15 protein-coding genes are annotated in these 16668 nt (G+C 62.6%); 9 read left to right on the top strand and 6 right to left on the bottom strand.

The genetic code is table 11. The features are described from left to right. Nucleotides 1-51: 51 nt before the first annotated feature. Nucleotides 52-258, bottom strand: coding sequence for a ribbon-helix-helix protein, CopG family (locus PQ627_RS12555; RefSeq protein WP_274261456.1), 207 nt, complete (start codon nt 256-258; stop codon nt 52-54). A gap of 153 nt (nt 259-411) precedes the next feature. On the opposite strand from PQ627_RS12555, the gene PQ627_RS12550 reads away from it, so the two are divergent. Next, nucleotides 412-1677, top strand: coding sequence for a hypothetical protein (locus tag PQ627_RS12550; RefSeq protein ID WP_274261454.1), 1266 nt, complete (start codon nt 412-414; stop codon nt 1675-1677). Between the two features lie 10 nt (nt 1678-1687). On the opposite strand, the gene PQ627_RS12545 is transcribed toward PQ627_RS12550, so the two are convergent. Both PQ627_RS12545 and PQ627_RS12540 read right to left on the bottom strand, forming a co-directional pair. Further along, entirely contained in the window at nt 1688-2356 is a 669-nt protein-coding gene (locus PQ627_RS12545; RefSeq protein ID WP_274261452.1) for a response regulator, read from the bottom strand. Then, a complete protein-coding gene (locus tag PQ627_RS12540) occupies nt 2353-3951 on the bottom strand; it encodes a sensor histidine kinase (protein ID WP_274261450.1) in 1599 nt (532 codons plus the stop codon). Before PQ627_RS12540 ends, PQ627_RS12545 begins: the two co-directional genes overlap by 4 nt. A 258-nt stretch (nt 3952-4209) precedes the next feature. On the opposite strand from PQ627_RS12540, the gene PQ627_RS12535 reads away from it, so the two are divergent. The 4 genes from PQ627_RS12535 to PQ627_RS12520 are packed head-to-tail and all read left to right on the top strand — an operon-like array spanning nt 4210 to nt 7695. Beyond that, complete coding sequence (locus tag PQ627_RS12535) at nt 4210-5220, top strand: Bug family tripartite tricarboxylate transporter substrate binding protein (protein ID WP_274261449.1); 1011 nt, start codon at nt 4210-4212, stop codon at nt 5218-5220. Next, nucleotides 5217-5720, top strand: coding sequence for a tripartite tricarboxylate transporter TctB family protein (locus PQ627_RS12530; protein ID WP_274261447.1), 504 nt, complete (start codon nt 5217-5219; stop codon nt 5718-5720). Before PQ627_RS12535 ends, PQ627_RS12530 begins: the two co-directional genes overlap by 4 nt. Then, nucleotides 5720-7306 carry a tripartite tricarboxylate transporter permease gene (locus PQ627_RS12525; RefSeq protein ID WP_274261445.1) on the top strand — a complete coding sequence of 529 codons (1587 nt, stop codon included), beginning with the start codon at nt 5720-5722 and terminating at the stop codon, nt 7304-7306. The genes PQ627_RS12530 and PQ627_RS12525 overlap by 1 nt, the downstream gene beginning before the upstream one ends. Beyond that, the gene (locus tag PQ627_RS12520) at nt 7303-7695 is read left to right on the top strand and encodes a universal stress protein (protein WP_144661470.1); all 393 of its coding nucleotides are present in this window, start codon (nt 7303-7305) and stop codon (nt 7693-7695) included. Before PQ627_RS12525 ends, PQ627_RS12520 begins: the two co-directional genes overlap by 4 nt. Nucleotides 7696-7758: 63 nt before the next feature. On the opposite strand, the gene PQ627_RS12515 is transcribed toward PQ627_RS12520, so the two are convergent. The 3 genes from PQ627_RS12515 to PQ627_RS12505 form a co-directional block, all read right to left on the bottom strand. Continuing rightward, entirely contained in the window at nt 7759-10347 is a 2589-nt protein-coding gene (locus tag PQ627_RS12515; protein WP_373458800.1) for a GH32 C-terminal domain-containing protein, read from the bottom strand. A gap of 27 nt (nt 10348-10374) precedes the next feature. Further along, a complete protein-coding gene (locus tag PQ627_RS12510; RefSeq protein WP_144661469.1) occupies nt 10375-11580 on the bottom strand; it encodes a NosD domain-containing protein in 1206 nt (401 codons plus the stop codon). A 74-nt stretch (nt 11581-11654) separates the two neighbouring features. Further along, a complete protein-coding gene (locus PQ627_RS12505) occupies nt 11655-11837 on the bottom strand; it encodes a hypothetical protein (protein WP_274261441.1) in 183 nt (60 codons plus the stop codon). 495 nt (nt 11838-12332) lie between these two features. On the opposite strand from PQ627_RS12505, the gene PQ627_RS12500 reads away from it, so the two are divergent. The 4 genes from PQ627_RS12500 (at nt 12333) to PQ627_RS12485 (ending at nt 16659) form a co-directional block, all read left to right on the top strand. Continuing rightward, nucleotides 12333-13619, top strand: a complete 1287-nt coding sequence (locus PQ627_RS12500; RefSeq protein WP_274261439.1) for an ABC transporter substrate-binding protein — start codon at nt 12333-12335, stop codon at nt 13617-13619. A 79-nt stretch (nt 13620-13698) separates the two neighbouring features. After that, the gene (locus PQ627_RS12495; RefSeq protein ID WP_144661466.1) at nt 13699-14586 is read left to right on the top strand and encodes a carbohydrate ABC transporter permease; all 888 of its coding nucleotides are present in this window, start codon (nt 13699-13701) and stop codon (nt 14584-14586) included. A 23-nt stretch (nt 14587-14609) separates the two neighbouring features. Then, a complete protein-coding gene (locus tag PQ627_RS12490; protein WP_274261634.1) occupies nt 14610-15515 on the top strand; it encodes a carbohydrate ABC transporter permease in 906 nt (301 codons plus the stop codon). Between the two features lie 103 nt (nt 15516-15618). Continuing rightward, a complete protein-coding gene (locus PQ627_RS12485; RefSeq protein WP_274261437.1) occupies nt 15619-16659 on the top strand; it encodes a LacI family DNA-binding transcriptional regulator in 1041 nt (346 codons plus the stop codon). Nucleotides 16660-16668: the final 9 nt, after the last annotated feature.

The raw sequence follows: 16668 nt of genomic DNA, 5'->3' as shown, positions 1-16668 counted from the left end.
AGCACCATGAGCGTCCACGCAGTCCGCTTGTTGCCGTCGATGAGTGGGTGGCTACGCGTCCTCGAGCCGAATCAGAAGCTCAGCATCGTGGCTCATCACGAAATCGAGGCCTTCAGCGATTTCGCGTCGACTCGCATGTCGTTGCAGCACCAACTCCGCGCCCTGCAACAGGAGCGCGGACTTGGTCGTGTGTTTCTCAGCGGCCAACTTTTCCAGTCGCCGATCCAGGTCTTCAGGGACACGCAGATTGATAGCCACGGGACCACCGTACCAACCCGGTACCTCGCGGTGCCGTCACGAACGCCCGTCCGCGCACACTAAGGAGATAGGTGGGCGTCCTGACGGAGACCGGTCTGGAGTCGACCAGTACGCGCTGCGCGCAGAACTCGGTTCAGGAGAGACGGGACTTTGATGAACAGGACAAGCAGGTGGTGGGCTACCTCGGTGGCCTTGGCAGTTATAGCGGCCAGCGCGTGGCTGCCCCAGCCCGCCGCAGTGGCAAGCACCGCAGATTCCGTCCCGCGTGCTTACCAACATCTTGACGGCGCCATGGATGAATGGGCTCTCGCGCCGACGCTCCGCCTGCCGTCGAGCTACCACGCAGGGTATCTGGATTTCTGGGACAACTCGGTCCTTTATGACGACGCTTTGGTGATGATCGCCTATGCGAACCGACCTGCCACAGACCCACAGCGGTCTGCCTCGATCACGCGTGCAAAGAACATGGGAGACGCGTTCCTGAAAATGCAGGCCAACGATCCCAAGGGCGATGGTCGGCTTCGAAATGCCTACGGTCCCCAGAACCTCTTCAGCACTTCGGGTGTTCCGAATATCCAGACATCCGGATCGGCTCTCGGCAACATGGCGTGGTCCGGGTTGGCCCTCACACACCTCTACAACGTGACATCGGATGTCCGCTACCTCAACGGGGCCATCAAGCTGGGTGACTGGATCATCAACAACACGACGGACACAAGAGGTGCCGGTGGTTTCACGGGCGGCCTGAATTCCGACGGCACCAAGATCATGTGGAAGTCATCCGAGCACAACATCGACGCCGCGGGATTCTTCGGGGCTCTCTACCAGGCAACCAACAATTCCAAGTGGTTGACCCAGTCCAACCGGGCCAAGACATTTCTGGCATCCATGTGGAATTCCACTGCGGGGCGATTCGAAATAGGCACAACGAATGACGGGATCACCACCAATACCAACGAGTACATCCCGGAAGACGTTCAATCCTGGGCATACCTCTTGACGCTCAGTGCCACCTACGCGCCCGCCCTCCAGTGGAACATTGCGAATCTGGAAGTCACCGATTCAAGCGTGCCTGCAACACCCATCACCGGAGTGCGCTTCGCATTACAAACCAATCCTGCGAATCTTTCCCACAACGACAAAACTGTCTGGCTTGAAGGAACCGCCCACATGGCACTCGCCCTCAAATGCCAAGGCAGCACAGCAAACCAGGCGAAGTCGGCGACTTACATCCAAAACCTGCAGCGTGCACAGGACGCCGGTCCGAACCGGGACGGTAAAGGAATCCAGGCAAACTCCCGAGTTGGATACTCGGGAGGCGATGACACCGGTTACACGAGCCTGCATACGGGAGCGACTGCCTGGTACGTCATGGCCGCGCAGGGCATCAATCCCTTCAAGCTGGGGTCCGTTTGCTAGCGCCAGCGGGTCACCGCCCCTTGAGCACGTACCGCCTCTCAGGACGCCCGACGCCGTACTTGAGTCTCACGTCCAGCGCACCTTCATCATGGAGGTACTCAAGGTAGCGGCGGGCACTGACCCTGGAGGTACCCAACTGTTCGGCGACCTCCGCTGCGGAAAGGTCACCCGGCGCCGATTTCAACGCGGACTCAACAAGCTCCAGCGTCTCGACGCTGCAGCCTTTGGGCAGCGAACGCTCGGACACACTGAGCCCGAAGACCCTGTTCACGTCGGATTGTTCAGCCTCGACCTTGGAAGCATCCAGCCCCTGGTAGGCACTGAGGTAGTGCTCCAACCGTTCCTGGAGATCGGATTGAGAGAACGGCTTGATCAGGTAGTGGACAATGCCGCCGCGAAGGGCTTTGCGCACCGTCTCTACCTCGCGGGCAGCACTGATCACCAACACGTCCAGGTCCGGGGCGACGTCGCGCAGCTGATGCATGAGGTCCAGCCCGTTGACGTCCGGGAGATGGATATCCAGCAGCACAAGATCGGGCTGCAGCCGCTGTGTTTGCGCCAATGCCTGGGCACCTGTATGGGCAACGCCCACCACCCCGAACCCGGGGCTCCGCTGGATGAAGCCGGCATGAACCTTGGCCACCATGAAGTCGTCATCGACGATCAGGACCTTGATCACTGTTGTATTGCCCCTTTTCTCATTTCGGTGCTGTGCTTGCTGAATCGGGCGGTGAACACCGCACCCGGGTCGTTTGCCACTGTCAGGTCGCCACCGCTGCGCCGGCAGATAACCCGTGACAGCGCAAGGCCAAAGCCCCTGGCATCTCCAGGTCCCGGTTCCTTGGTGGAATAGCCCTGCTGGAAGATAGCCTCAGCAGATTCAGAAGGCACTCCGGGCCCGTTGTCCTGTACGGTCACCACCACGTCTTCGGGCGAGTCGACCACCAGCACGCGGACCGATGCCCCCGGAAGGCCGGTGACGGCGTCGAACGCGTTATCCACCAGGTTGCCGACCACTGTGGTGATGTCCCGGGAAAGTTCGTCCTTGACGCGCGGAAGCGCGGACTGCGGGTCCAGCTTCAGCTCGGCGCCGCGTTCAGTGGCCAGGCTGGCCTTCGCGATCAGCAGGGCGGCGAGCGCCGGGTCCTCGATCCGGCGGGTCACGTCGTCGTTGAGCCGGGTGCGCTCCACGGTGGCACCGTTGACGAACTGCACCACGGAATCGTATTCGCCGATCTGGATCAAGCCGGAAATGACGTGGAGTTGGTTGGCGAACTCGTGGGCCTGTGCACGCAAGGTGTCGGTGACTGTGCGGGTGGCACCGAGTTCGCTCTCCAGGGAGGACAACTCGGTGCGGTCCCTCAGGGTGGTCACCGAACCGATGTCCCGCCCGTGGGAATGGAGGGCCACGCGGTTCATCACCACCAGCCGTTCGCCGACCAGCACCAGCTGGTCAGGATCCGACTGTTCGCGGGTCAGCACCACCTTCAAGGCCGGGTCCACCGGCAGGGTGCGGAGCTTCTTACCCACGCAGTCATCGGGCAAACCAAGCAATTGGCGGGCACTCTGGTTGGCAACGGTGATCCGTTCGTGGGGATCCAATGCCACCACGCCTTCTTTCAGGCCCTGCAGCATGGCTTCCCGGTTTTCCACGAGCCCGGTGATTTCGCGTGGTTCCATGCCGAGGGTCTGCCGTTTCACCCTTCGGGACAGGAGCAGGGAACCCGCTACTCCCAGGATGCTGGCCACGCCGAGGTAGGTGAGGAGGTTGGGGACGGCGTCGCCCAGCCTTTCCAGGGTGGAGGGGTAGTTGCGGCTGATGGACGCAATGCCGATCACTTCTCCAGCGTCGTCAATCACCGGCACATGGGCGGAGAGGACTTCCCCGGTGCTTCCCTTGAGGACGCCCGTCCAGGCCCGTCCTTCCATCACCCTGCTTTCACCCAGCGGCAGGGGCCGGCCAATCAAGCCAGGGTCCGAGGCCGTGATGACGGTGCCGTCCAGTTTGGCGAGGGCCACGTGGGCTGAACCAGAGACCGTCCTGACGGATTCAGCGACGGCCGGGAGCGCCGAACCTCCGCGTGGTTCGGCGGTGGGGAGCAAAGCCCTCACGGCGGGGTTGTTGCCCAGGGCTTCGGCAGCGGACAGCGCCCTGCGGCCCTCGGTGCGTTCAAAAGCTGCGGCAGACTGCGCCAGGGAGATGGCCACGACCGCCACCAGGACGGCAAGGACAATCAGCAACTGCAGCACAAGGTACTGCCCGGCAAGGGACATGCCTCTTCTTCGAGCCAGTCGAGTCACTGAAAATTCCTTTGGTGGTGCCAGAGAGTGGAGCATGTTGGGGGCGCTCCGCGTGGCGTACCGGAACTATACCCCAGAGCCGCAGGGGACCTTCCACCACCGTGAACGCAATGAACTTAAAGATCACTGCGAACACAAGAGTGATCGCCGTCACGGCCGCCCCTAGCATCAATGCACGGGGCACAACGTTGATCGCCCTGCAAAGAATTCAACACTGAGAAGAGGAACACCATGCGCCAGATCCGCGCATTGCGAGTCGCCGCCGTCGCCGCCGGCCTCGCCCTGATGGCCACCGGTTGCGGTGCCACGGGCAAGAGCTCCACAAGTTCTGAAAGCTCCGGCGCTGCTGCCGGCCCCATCACCGGCATCCAGATCATGGTTCCCAACACTCCCGGTGGCGGCTACGACACCACCGCCCGGGCAGCGGCCAAGGTGCTGGACGACGAAAAAATCGCCAACAACACCGAGGTCTTCAACCTCGCAGGCGCAGGCGGCACTGTGGGCCTGGCACGCGTGGTGAATGAGAAGGGCAACGGCGATCTCGCCATGCTGATGGGCCTGGGCGTCGTCGGCGCCAGCTACACCAACAAGTCCCAATCGAAGCTGACGGACACCACCCCCTTGGCCAAGCTGATTGAAGAGCCGGGCGCCATCATGGTCAGCAAGGACTCCCCCTACAAGACCATCGACGACCTCGTGAAAGCCTGGAAGGCCAACCCGGCGTCCATCTCCGTAGGTGGCGGCTCCTCGCCCGGCGGACCGGACCACCTCCTGCCGATGCAGCTGGCTGGCGCCGTGGGCATCGACGCCACAAAGGTCAACTTCGTCTCCTACGACGGCGGCGGCGATCTCCTCCCCGCCATCCTCGGCAACAAGCTGGGGTTTGCCGCATCCGGTGCCGGTGAGTACCTGGAGCAGATCAAGTCCGGTGAAGTCCGCGTCCTGGCCACCAGTGGCGAAAAGCGGCTTGACGGCGTGGATGCCCCGACTCTCAAGGAATCAAACATTGACCTCGTGTTCAGCAACTGGCGTGGCATCGTGGCCCCTCCGGGCATCAGCGACGCCGACAAGAAGTCGCTGATCGCCGCACTCGAGAAGATGCACGCTTCTGAGGGCTGGAAGCAAGCGCTGAAGACCCACAGCTGGACTGACGCCTTTGTCACAGGTGACGAGTTCCAGAAGTTCCTGACTGACCAGGACAAGCGGGTGGCAGACGTACTCACCAAGCTTGGTTTGGCGTGAGCTCTCCAGCAACAGGCTTGAAAGGCCGCGCCGAGCTGGGGGTCGCCCTCCTGCTCGGCGTGGTCGGGGTCCTTGTCTTCCTGGACGCCAACGGCCTGGTGACCCCGTACTCGAAATCGGATCCGGTGGGTCCCAAAACGGTCCCCTTCATTGTGGCCGGAATTCTGCTCGTCTGCGCCGTGATGCTTGCCATCAACGTTATCCGCGGCGGTAAAGGCGAAGCCGAAGAAGGCGAAGATGTGGACCTGACCCACCCTGCGGACTGGAAGACCATCCTTCCGCTCGCTGGCGCATTTCTGCTGAACATCCTGCTCATCGACTGGGCCGGCTGGGTCATCTCCGGCACGATCCTGTTCTGGGGCAGCGTCCTTGCTCTCGGCAGCCGCCGGTACATCCGCGACGGAATCATCTCCGTGGCACTTTCCCTGCTCACCTTCTACGGCTTCTACCTCGGACTCGGCATTGCATTGCCGGCCGGGCTCCTGGAAGGAATCCTCTGATGGACGTCTGGTCCTCCTTGATGGACGGTTTCTCCACCGCCCTGACTCCCCTGAACCTGATGTACGCCATGATCGGCGTCATCCTGGGCACCGCCGTCGGCGTCCTCCCCGGGCTGGGCCCGGCCATGACCGTGGCACTGCTCCTCCCCGTCACTTATGCCCTCGAGCCCACCAGCGCGTTCATCATGTTCGCCGGTATCTACTACGGCGGCATGTATGGCGGTTCCACCACGTCCATCCTGCTCAACACCCCCGGTGAATCGTCGTCGGTGGTGACGGCCATCGAAGGCAACAAAATGGCCAAGGCGGGCCGCGCCGCCCAAGCGCTCGCGACGGCGGCCATCGGCTCGTTCGTGGCAGGCACCATCGGCACCACCCTCCTTGCCGTCTGCGCACCGATCGTCGTGAAGTTCGCCGTCAGCCTCGGCTCCCCCAGCTACTTCGCCATCATGATGCTCGCGCTCCTGGCCGTCACCGCAGTCCTCGGCAAGTCACGCCTGCGTGGCTTCGCCTCCTTGGGCCTTGGTTTGGCCATCGGCTTGGTGGGCCTTGATTCCGTGACCGGTCAGAGCCGCCTCACCTTCGGTATCCCGCTGTTGTCCGACGGATTGGACATTGTGGTGGTGGCAGTGGCCATCTTCGCGGTGGGCGAAGCCCTTTGGGTTGCTGCGCACCTGCGCCGCACACCCCTGCACGTCATCCCTGTTGGCCGTCCCTGGATGGGCAAGAAGGACTGGCAGCGCTCCTGGAAGCCTTGGCTTCGCGGTACGGTTTTCGGGTTCCCCTTCGGAGCCTTGCCCGCGGGCGGTGCCGAGATCCCCACCTTCCTGTCCTACGTCACTGAGAAGCGCCTCAGCAAGCATCCTGAAGAGTTCGGCCACGGGGCTATCGAAGGCGTGGCGGGTCCGGAAGCGGCGAACAACGCTGCTGCCGCCGGTACCCTCACCCCCATGCTGGCGCTCGGCCTCCCGACCAACGCCACGGCCGCGGTGATGCTCGCGGCGTTCACGTCCTACGGCATCCAGCCGGGTCCACAGCTCTTCTCGAGCCAGGGACCGCTGGTGTGGGCACTGATCGCGAGCCTCTTCATCGGCAACCTGCTGCTCCTGTTGATCAACCTGCCCCTGGCACCGCTCTGGGCCAAGCTGCTGCAGCTGCCCCGCCCGTACCTGTACGCGGGAATTCTCTTCTTCGCCACGTTGGGTGCCTACTCCGTGAACCTGCAGGCGTTCGACCTGGTGGTACTGCTGGTCCTGGGTGCCCTGGGGTTCATGATGCGACGGTTCGGGCTTCCTGTCCTGCCGCTCATCCTGGGCGTCATCCTGGGCCCGCGTTTGGAAGGCCAGCTCCGCAAGACCCTTCAGCTCAGCGCCGGCGACCCGGCAGGGCTCTTCAGCGAGCCGATCGCCGTCGGGATTTACGTCATCATCGGCATCATCCTGGCCTGGCCGCTGGTGTTCAAGCTCATCCGGCGGAACCGACCGGCGCCAGTGCTCACCGTACCGTCAGGTCCGGCCAGCCATGAAGAGCCCGAATCAATCCACCACGAGACCACCCCGGTCCAGCACAAACAGGAGAAACCATGACCATCGTGGTGGGATACGTCCCCACGCCAGAGGGCGAAGCTGCGCTGACGCAGGCGATCGCCGAGGCCAAGAAGAGCAACGACACACTGCTGGTCATCAACTCGTCCAAGGGCGATGCCTTGGTGGACAACCGTTTCGCCCAAGAGCCGGATATCCAAAGCATCGAGGACAGGCTCGCCGGACACGGCATCCAGCACGTCATCAAGCAGCCCGTCCGCGGCCACGACGCAGCGGCGGAGGTACTTGATGCAGCCGAGGAGCACGACGCCGGCCTGATCGTCATCGGTCTCCGGCGCCGCAGTCCGGTGGGCAAGCTCATCATGGGCAGCGTGTCCCAGCGCATCCTCCTGGAAGCGGATTGCCCGGTCCTCGCGGTCAAAGCAGACTAAGAGTTTTCGTACGACGGCGGCTGGTCACTTAGGTGACCAACCGCCGTCGTGGTTAATCACCGGCTACCACATCGCCTTGTTGAGCGGCGTGACAGTAAGGCTTTCGAGCCGGGCGGTCCCTCCTTCCGAGAAGAGGGACACGGAGTTGGCGCCCGCCGAAGGGAAGACCTGGTCCGTAAGGGTGGCCAGGCCGTCCTGGGCAAAGACCTCCACAGAGGCCTTATCAACATAGATCCGCAGGCTGAGCTTGCCATTGATGAGCTGGACAGGTGCGTCGTCCAGCGATGCGAAAGCGGGGTGAAAGCCCTCGTTGCCGGAGTTCGTCCTGTCGATGAAAATCCGCCCCGAGCCTGTGGCGTACCCAATCTTTGTGGCCTCCGTGCCATTTCCCAACACTTTCAGCCCGAACGCCGACGCCGTACCCGGTGAGAACTGAGCATCGATCTGCAGCACGTCCCCGGAAATGGGAAGACTGCTGGTTCCTGACGCGATGTCCTGCACGGGAGCCGTGTAGGCAGCCCCTGTGTTCTTCAGGCCATCAACCTGCTGGACAGCATTCTGGGTGAGCCGGGGACCTTGGCTGGTCTGCGTGAGTTGAACTTCGCGGGGCAAGGCCATTGAACCCCGCCAGGTGCTGGTGGGTGTGGACTGCCCGTAATCCCAGTTGTTCATCCAGCCGAGCATGATCCGCTTGCCGTTCGGGACGTTGTTGAACGAGACCGCCGCGTAGTAGTCCCTTCCCCAGTCCAGCCAGTCGTGCTGTTCCAAGCGGGTGATATCGGAAGCCACGAACTCGTCCGCCAGGATGTGTCCCCACCCGCCACGGTTGTTGTCCACGATCCGGATGGTCGCCTGGCTTCCTTTGTAGGCACTGACGTCCCAGGCCTTCCAGTCCAGGTGCTCGGAGTCGGAGCCCGTAGTGGTGCGGACGGCTTGCCCGTTGATCATCAGGTTGACCGTGGTCTCGCTGCTACGCGGTTGCGCCGGTTGTGAGCCCAGAACCATGTTGTCCAGTGTCAGGTGGCCCCAGGGTCCTGTGGCGTTGTCCACGATCCGGATTCGTGCGATCTGCCCGTAATACTGGGAGACATCCCAGTTCTTCCAGTTGAGATCGCCCGAATTGCTGCCTGTGGTGCTCCGCACCGGAACGCCGCCTACCAACAGTTCCACTTGGAGTGAGCCGTCCGTCCGGTTGCCGCCGCCAAGGAGGAACCCAATGTTCGTGTTGGTCAGATAGAACTCCGGTGAGGTGATGGTTCCAGTGTTGTTATCAGCGTTGGGTCCGCCCTCGAAGGTGTTGATGCGCTTTCCGATGGCGTATTCGCCGCCCGCTGTTGACGGGTTCCTGGCTGCCTCGAAGTCTCCTGTCAGCTGCCAACCGGCTGCGCTGAGTGTTCCCGGGTAGTCGAAGCCGTCGAACAAGAGGTAGCCCGGTGGTGGTGTGTTGCCTGGTTGCTCCCCCGGTTGCCGCGGGTGGTTTCCGCCGCCGGCCAGGAAGTTGATGTAGTCCTTGGTGATGGTGAACGGCGCCGACTCCAAGGTACCGGTGGGGACGTCTCCGCCGTTGAACCCGTTCACCAACCCGGAACCAATGGAACCTGTCACGGTTTGCTGGCCCGTCAGCGTTCCATTGGCCGGCGCACTTCCCCAAGGGCCTGCAGGGTTGGCCGGATCATTGCCAACGTTCCAGCCGCTGTAGCTCCCGCCGTTGAAGCCCGCGAGCAGGCTCCCCGGCGGAGCAACGTCGACCGGATCGGTGGTTTCGGACGTGAAGGTGGTGCCGTCAAAACTTCCAACGAAATACTGACCTCCACTGCCACCGGCCACTGATCCCGGGTTGATGTTCACCACCAGCACCCATTTTGTGTTGTTCGCGTTGCCGTCCACTGCCAAGGGGAAAAGATCCGGGCATTCCCACTGCCCGCCGGTGGCATTGGCCGGCTTGAAGTCGTCCAGGTAAGTCCAGCTCTTCAAGTCGCTGCTCTTGTAAAACAGCACCCTGTGCTCGTTGGCTTCCACGGCCGACATGACCCAGTAGGAACCGGCGGGGCCTTGGTACCAGAACACTTTCGGGTCGCGGAAGTCCGTAGTGTTCCTGGAGAGCACGGGATTTCCGGAGTACTTGATCCATGTCTGGCCGCTGTCCGTGCTGTACGCCAGCGATTGGGCCTGCTTTCCTGGGTACAAGGGGTGGTTGCCGGTGAAATTGCTGGTGTAAACGGCCACCATCGGAGGGTTTTGAAGTGTTCCAAAGCCACTGGTATTCTGCGAGTCCACCACGATGGAACCGGAGAAGATATCCTCCGTGGCCTGTCCGCTGCCGTTGACGGTCTGTGCGATGGCCAACGGCTGTTCGGTCCAGTGCAGCAGATCCGTGGAGGTCGCGTGGCCCCAGCTCATGTTGCCCCAGGTCGTCCCGTAAGGGTTGTACTGGTAGTACATGTGGTACGTCCCGTTGTTGTAGACCAGCCCGTTGGGATCGTTCATCCAGTTCTTCAACGGGGTGTAGTGCACAGAAGGACGGTACTGCTGGGTTGCGGGGTCGGGGTCAGTAGCGTGCGCCGGAGCTGTAGTCGCCACGAGGGACAGTGAAACCACGACGGCGGCCATCACCGAGGCGACCACCGGCGGTTTGGTGCGTCTTGTCATCATTGACAGACCTTCCTGCTCAGCCCGGCGCTAAGGGGTTGCCCGGAACGAGTAGGAGCTGGTGTAGTGCACAAATTCGCCGGCACCACCGCTGTCCAGCACCTTGGTGCCGGTGGTTGAACCGTCCAGCACCACCGTGTTCGCAGCCACCGAGGAGATGGTGTTGTTCGCGGCAATGTAGTTATTGGCGCCGGAGGCCACCAGGATGATGGTGGGCTTCTGGCCGGACGGGCTCACTGAACCCGCGGGGACGTCGTAGCTGAAGTGGTTGCCAGTAACCGTGTTCCCGCTGCCTGCCAGATGAACCAGGCCGAACAGGTCATCCAAGCCATTGTTGTAGGGCTTGAGGGGATCGAACGGTTCCATTTGCCGCAGGAAGTGGTTGGCTCCTACCAGGTTTTCCGTGCAACTTCCCTCGAAGTTGACCATCCCGGCGTAGAACGCATGGAACCGGTTGCTGGTGATGGTAGAGCGGGTGCAGTTCTTGAAGTGCACGCTGCTCTTGCCCCGGGGAAACACATTGTTGGCGCTTACCAGCAAGCCCATGTGGCCCTCCGCGAAGATGGAGAAACCCACGTACCCCGCCCCTATGAGATTGTCCGTGACTTTGGAAGCCTGCCCGGAACCTGTGAGTTCCACGCAGCTGCCGCACTCAGCCAGGAAGTTGCCACTCACGCTCAGGGCATCAGTATCCCGGACCACCAGGCCGTGTTCCAGGTAAACCATGCCCATGCCTTCCACCCGGCAGGAGTCATTTGCCGAATCGAAGCGGATGCCTGTTTTGCCGTTGAGGTAGGAGTTCTGGTTGGAGTTGAAGGACACCCCATCCAGGCAGAAGTTCTGGAACACGATGGAGCTGAGCCTCGGATCGCCTGTGCGGTAAACCCTGAAGGCATCGGTGTTTCCGTCCGTGTTTTCCACCCGGATCCGGCTGCCGCCGGGGTTGATCTCGTACCAGCTTGACGTGTTCCCGGCGTTGTACCGGATGCTGCTGGACGTGAAGCCGTGCCCGGATCCACGGATGGTCAGGAAGCTGATGTCGACGTTGACCCGGGTCTTGAGCGAGTAGTCTCCCGGCGGGATGTAGACAACGGCCCCCGGTTTGGATGCCTGGTTGGTCTGCTGGGACTTCACATCGGCAATGATGCTGTTGATGATGAGCCCGATGTCGTTGTAGGGCGTTGCGGACGGGTTTCCGGGGACAGACCAGGTGGTGACGTCGTAGACAGTGGTCACAGCGTGTTCTCCTCACATCGTTGGGGGTACTGCTTGAGTGGCCTAGCTTCGTGGTGGGTAGTGCATGCGTTGCGCTAGAGCATGCCGATGATTGCCCGGTGACCCGTGGCTGCCGGGGTCTGCGCGGCAACTGCCTGCTGGGCTGGTTCTTTTGCCAGAGCTTCCTTGGCGGACAGCACGACGGCGGTGGCCGCGACTGCCGCCGCGGGAATCAACCGGAGGATGCTCCTCCGGCTCAGGGGCAGAGATGGGTCCATGGTTCTCCTTCGAACTCGGTGACTGCTTTGGGTATTGCTTTGTCGGCCATGGTGGACGTGTCCAAGGACGGTGGAACGGGACGCACCCCTTCCCGCCCGGCGCACCCCTTCGTGGGATGGGACGCCCCCCTTCCCGCCCCACGCACCCCGGGGTACGGGTGCGTTCGGCTCAAACGGGCGCGGCCAGGTCACGCACCCCGGGTACGGGTGCGATCGGCGCAGACGGGCGCGGCCAGGCAACCGGGGCGGTGCCAAAAGCTTGCCAAATCAGCCAAAATGTGCCAAAACGATTTGTCGAGCGGCGCCGATCACTTTATGGTCATCCGATCCCGGCCGTCAAGAGCCCGAAAAGTTTCGTGGAAAACAGTTGACACACCCATTCGTCCAGCCCTAATGTCGTTGCCAAGTCGTTTTGGCAAAACGATTTTTCAAGCCAAAGACATGTCATCCCCATCTCTCTGCAATTTCCGTTCAAGAGAAAGTGAGTCGACAGCGATGTCCACTCGAAACACCATCTCCAAGCTCGTCACCCTCGGCGGGCTGTGCACCGCCGTCGCACTCGTTGCCACCGGTTGTGGCGCCGGCGGTCCCGCACCATCGTCGGGCGGCTCCGGCGGCTCCAGCTCCATCAACGTCCTGGTCGAAGCCGGTGGCCACGCAGAACTGGCCGGCGTGGCCGAGCAGTGCAAGAAGGACGCCGGCGTGGACGTGAACTTCGTCGAACTCCCCTACGACGGCATGTTCAACCGCCTCTCCAGCGAGTTCTCCTCCGGCAACGTCTCCTTCGACGTCGCGGCACTGGACTCCGTATGGCTTCCGAGCTTCAAGGACGCTGTGCAGCCCATCGACGAACTCTTCACCGACGAGGCAAAGAAGGACATCTTCCCGGCCCTGGTGAAGGAAGCCAACGTGGATGGCCACTTCATCGGCATGCCGGCATGGACCAACGCCGAGATCATCCTGTACCGCAAGGACCTGTTCGAGGACGCCAAGAACAAGGCTGATTTCCAGGCCAAGTACGGCTACGAGCTCGCTGCCCCCAAGACGTGGAAGCAGTACCAGGACATTTCCGAGTTCTTCACCAAGGACGGCATGTTCGGCACGGACGTCAAGGGCGCCGTGGAAACGGAATGGCTGGCCCACGTACTCCAGGCCGGCTCTCCGATGGTCCTGGACAAGGACAACAACGTGGTCATCGACAACGCCGCCCACAAGCAGGCCCTGGACTTCTACGTGAGCCTCACCAAGGACGCCCCCACCGGCGCGGCACAGGTTGACTGGGCTGCAGCGCAAAACCTGTTCAACCAGGGCAAGACCGCGATGACCCGCTTCTGGGCCCACGCCTACCGCCAGATTCCCGCCGATTCTCCGGTGGCCGGCAAAGTGGGAGCCGCAGCGATGATCGGCGGCAGCGCCGGCGTCGCGGGTGTCCCGGGACCGTGGTACCTGTCCGTTCCCAAGGCAACCAAAAACACGGACGCGGCCAAGAAGTTCGTCAAGTGCGCCTATGACTACAACGACAAGGGAATTGAATCCAAGCTTGGCTTGGCCTCACGCATCAGCGCCTTCCAGAAGTACCAGGACCAGCCTGGCTACGAGAGCTTCAAGCCGCTGATCGAGACCCTGAACGGCCAGGCCACAGCCACCCGCCCCGCAACGGCCAAGTGGCAGCAGATCGTTGACACCGTCCTGATCCCCTTGCTGCAAAAGGCCGTGGCCGGTGGCGACACCTCCGCCCTGCTGGCCGATGCCAAGAAGCAGATCCAGGACCTCCTGAAGTAAGACTCCGCGGCCGGCACCGGCACGCGCACCGCGCGAAAAACAGTGCCGGCCGCGGTCCCAACCAGCAGAAAAGAAAACCGTGCGTATCTCCGATCGCCGCTTCGCCCTCTACCTGATGACGCCCGCGGCACTGTTCCTGGCCGTATTCGTGGCCTACCCGCTCTTCCGCCTGGTGGCAGACAGCTTCTTCAAGATCTCTCCCATTGCCGGCGGCCCCCGCGACTTCGTGGGGTTCCAAAACTACGTCACCGCGTTCACCTCCGAGGCCTTCACCAGCGCCGGATGGCGTACGTTCGCCTACACCCTCGTGGTGGTGACCCTCGAATTCGCCCTCGGGCTCGGCATGGCATTGCTGTTCACCACACTGGGAAAGAAGTCCCAGATCTGGCGGACCGTCTTCCTCTACCCACTGATGATTGCCCCGATCGTTGCAGGCCTTTTGTGGAAGTTCCTGATGATCGACAACTTCGGCCTGATCGGAACGCTCCTCCACCAGGCAGGCATCCTGTCCGATCCCAACCAGATAGGTTGGCTCTCCGATCCGAACATCGTGTTGTTCTCCGTGGCCATCCCGGACATCTGGCTCACCACCTCGTTCATGTGCCTCGTCCTGTTCGCGGGCCTCCAGAACATCCCCGGCGACCTCCTCGAGGCGGCACGCCTGGACGGTGCACGGGCTCCGGCGCTCTTGTTCAGGATCATTCTTCCCCTGCTGCGTCCCGTGATCGCCGTGGCACTGGTGGTCCGCGGAATCGATGCGGCAAGGGCCTTCGACACCATCCTCATCCAGACCAATGGCGGCCCGCAGTCGGCCTCCGAAACCATGAGCCTGCTGATCTACCGGACCATGATCCGCTTCGGTGACCCCGGCCTGGCCAGTGCCATGGGCACGATCTACCTTCTGGCGATGCTTGCCATTGCCTTCGTTGCAGTGGGCACCATCTGGCGGCCAGGAAAGGACAACTGATGAGCACCACAAGCGTCGCCACCATGGCCAGCCAACCGCCGTCGAACATTTCGGAACCGCAACCGCTGCGCAAGCGGCGGGGAGTCAACCGCGAAGGGCTGGAGGCGGGCCGCCGCAGCACCCGGACCATCCTGTGGATCCTGTTGGCCGTGGCCATGGTGCTCTACGGGTTCCCGTTCCTGTACCTGCTGTTCACCTCGTTCAAAACGCCGATCGACACCATCGCTGTCCCACCAACCATCCTCCCCAAGGAATGGACGCTGGAGAATTACACCAACGCGCTGGGCCGCAGCGGCGTCGTGGCGTCCTTCATCAACAGCATCCAGACTGCCGTCATCAGCACCCTGCTGTCGCTGGTTCTTGCAGTCCCCGCAGCCTACGGAATCACGCGCTACAAGACGCCCAGCGGACGCGTCTTCATCATGGCTGCCCTGGTCACCCGCATGGTTCCGCCGGTGGCAATCGGCATTCCGCTGGCCTCCATGATGGCCTCCGTGGGCTTGTCGGATACACCGATTGCGCTGTCCATCGCGCACACCACCATCTCGCTGCCGCTCTCGATTTGGCTGATGTCCAGCTTCTTCGAGTCCGTGCCCCGGGACCTGGAGGAAGCGGCAACCGTGGACGGTTGCAGCCGGCTGGGCGCCCTGTGGCGGGTGGTGATCCCGGTGGTGTCCGGCGGCATTGCGGTCACAGCGATCTTTGCCTTCCTGGCTTCCTGGAACGAGTTCCTGTTCGCGCTGCTCATGACGGCCATCCGTTCGCAGACAACGCCCGTGGTGATCGCGAACTTCCAGACCCAGTTCGGCCTGGATTGGGGATCCATGACGGCCCTCGCCGCCGTGTACTCGATCCCGGTCATCCTGCTCACGCTCCTGCTGCAACGCAAGATCGTAGCGGGCATGACGCTGGGCGCGGTCAAGGGCTAGCGCCACCAAGGGCCCGCGCCACCAAGGTCCCGGCGCCACCATCAACGAGTAGCCTACAGATAGCCCCCAGGGGCATCACCAACCATAAGGACGTGGGAGTCAGATGAGCAGCAAGAACATCGGTATCAAGGACGTGGCCGTCGCCGCCGGTGTGTCCGTCACCACCGTTTCCCACGTTCTTAACGAGGTCTCGTACGCCCGGATCAGCGAGGAAACCCGGGACAAAGTCCGCTCAGCCGCCGAACAGCTCGGCTACGGCCCCAACCGCCTGGCGCAGGCCCTGCGCACGCAACGGACCGGCATGCTCGGTTTGGTGAGCGAGGAAATCGCCACCACGCCCCACGCCGGCCGGATCATTTTGGGCGCGGATGAGGCCGCGAAGGCCCGGGGCTACAACCTCATGATCATCAATACCCCGGGCTCGGCCAGTCTCGAATCACGGCAAGCGGATGTGCAGGCGCTGTTGGAGCGGCGGGTTGACGGCATCCTGTATGCCACGATGTACCACCGGAACGTCGAGCTTCCGGGCAACCTGGGCAGCGTACCGTCGGTCCTGGTGGACTCCGTTGCCACTGCCGGGAACATCACGGCCGTGGTCCCGGACGAGGACGGCGGCGCCCGCGCTGCTGTCGGGGCACTTCTCGACGCCGGCCACACCCGGGTTGGCTTCATCAACAACACCGATGATGTTCCCGCTACCCGCCAGCGGCTGCAGGCCTTCCGGGCCATGCTGACCGAAGCAGGGCTCGACGGCGGTGCGGCACCTGTTGAGTCCGAGGTCTCCGAAGTGCAAGGCGGCTATGAGGCAGCCAAACGAATCCTGTCCAGGGAAGACCGGCCTACCGGGCTGTTCTGCTACAACGACCGGATGGCCATGGGCGCCTACCGGGCTGCCGCCGAGTTGGGGCTCAGCATTCCGGGCGACCTTTCCGTGGTGGGCTTCGATGACCAGGAGCTCATCGCAGCCAACCTCTACCCCGGCCTCACCACCGTGGCCCTCCCCCACTACGAGATGGGGGCCTGGGCAACGGATCACCTCATCGATGCCATCGAGGGCAAAGAAGACCTTTCCTTGATGGCGCTCCACCCTACTGTCCTGGGCTGTCCCCTGGTCCGCCGTGACTCGGTCGCGGCCCCTCGATAGCCCCACCAA

This window comes from Paenarthrobacter sp. AB444 (assembly GCF_028736865.1).
Lineage (GTDB): Bacteria > Actinomycetota > Actinomycetes > Actinomycetales > Micrococcaceae > Arthrobacter > Arthrobacter nicotinovorans_B.
The sequence above is the reverse complement of the archived record's forward strand: the minus strand, read 5'-3'. Positions and strand labels throughout refer to the sequence as shown.

Coding starts and splice junctions, on each gene's coding strand:
- PQ627_RS12550 (WP_274261454.1), top strand. CDS start 412: ATGAACAGGACAAGCAGGTGGTGGGCTACCTCGGTGGCCTTGGCAGTT.
- PQ627_RS12540 (WP_274261450.1), bottom strand. CDS start 3,951: ATGTCCCTTGCCGGGCAGTACCTTGTGCTGCAGTTGCTGATTGTCCTT.
- PQ627_RS12535 (WP_274261449.1), top strand. CDS start 4,210: ATGCGCCAGATCCGCGCATTGCGAGTCGCCGCCGTCGCCGCCGGCCTC.
- PQ627_RS12525 (WP_274261445.1), top strand. CDS start 5,720: ATGGACGTCTGGTCCTCCTTGATGGACGGTTTCTCCACCGCCCTGACT.
- PQ627_RS12520 (WP_144661470.1), top strand. CDS start 7,303: ATGACCATCGTGGTGGGATACGTCCCCACGCCAGAGGGCGAAGCTGCG.
- PQ627_RS12515 (WP_373458800.1), bottom strand. CDS start 10,347: ATGATGACAAGACGCACCAAACCGCCGGTGGTCGCCTCGGTGATGGCC.
- PQ627_RS12505 (WP_274261441.1), bottom strand. CDS start 11,837: ATGGACCCATCTCTGCCCCTGAGCCGGAGGAGCATCCTCCGGTTGATT.
- PQ627_RS12500 (WP_274261439.1), top strand. CDS start 12,333: ATGTCCACTCGAAACACCATCTCCAAGCTCGTCACCCTCGGCGGGCTG.
- PQ627_RS12490 (WP_274261634.1), top strand. CDS start 14,610: ATGGCCAGCCAACCGCCGTCGAACATTTCGGAACCGCAACCGCTGCGC.
- PQ627_RS12485 (WP_274261437.1), top strand. CDS start 15,619: ATGAGCAGCAAGAACATCGGTATCAAGGACGTGGCCGTCGCCGCCGGT.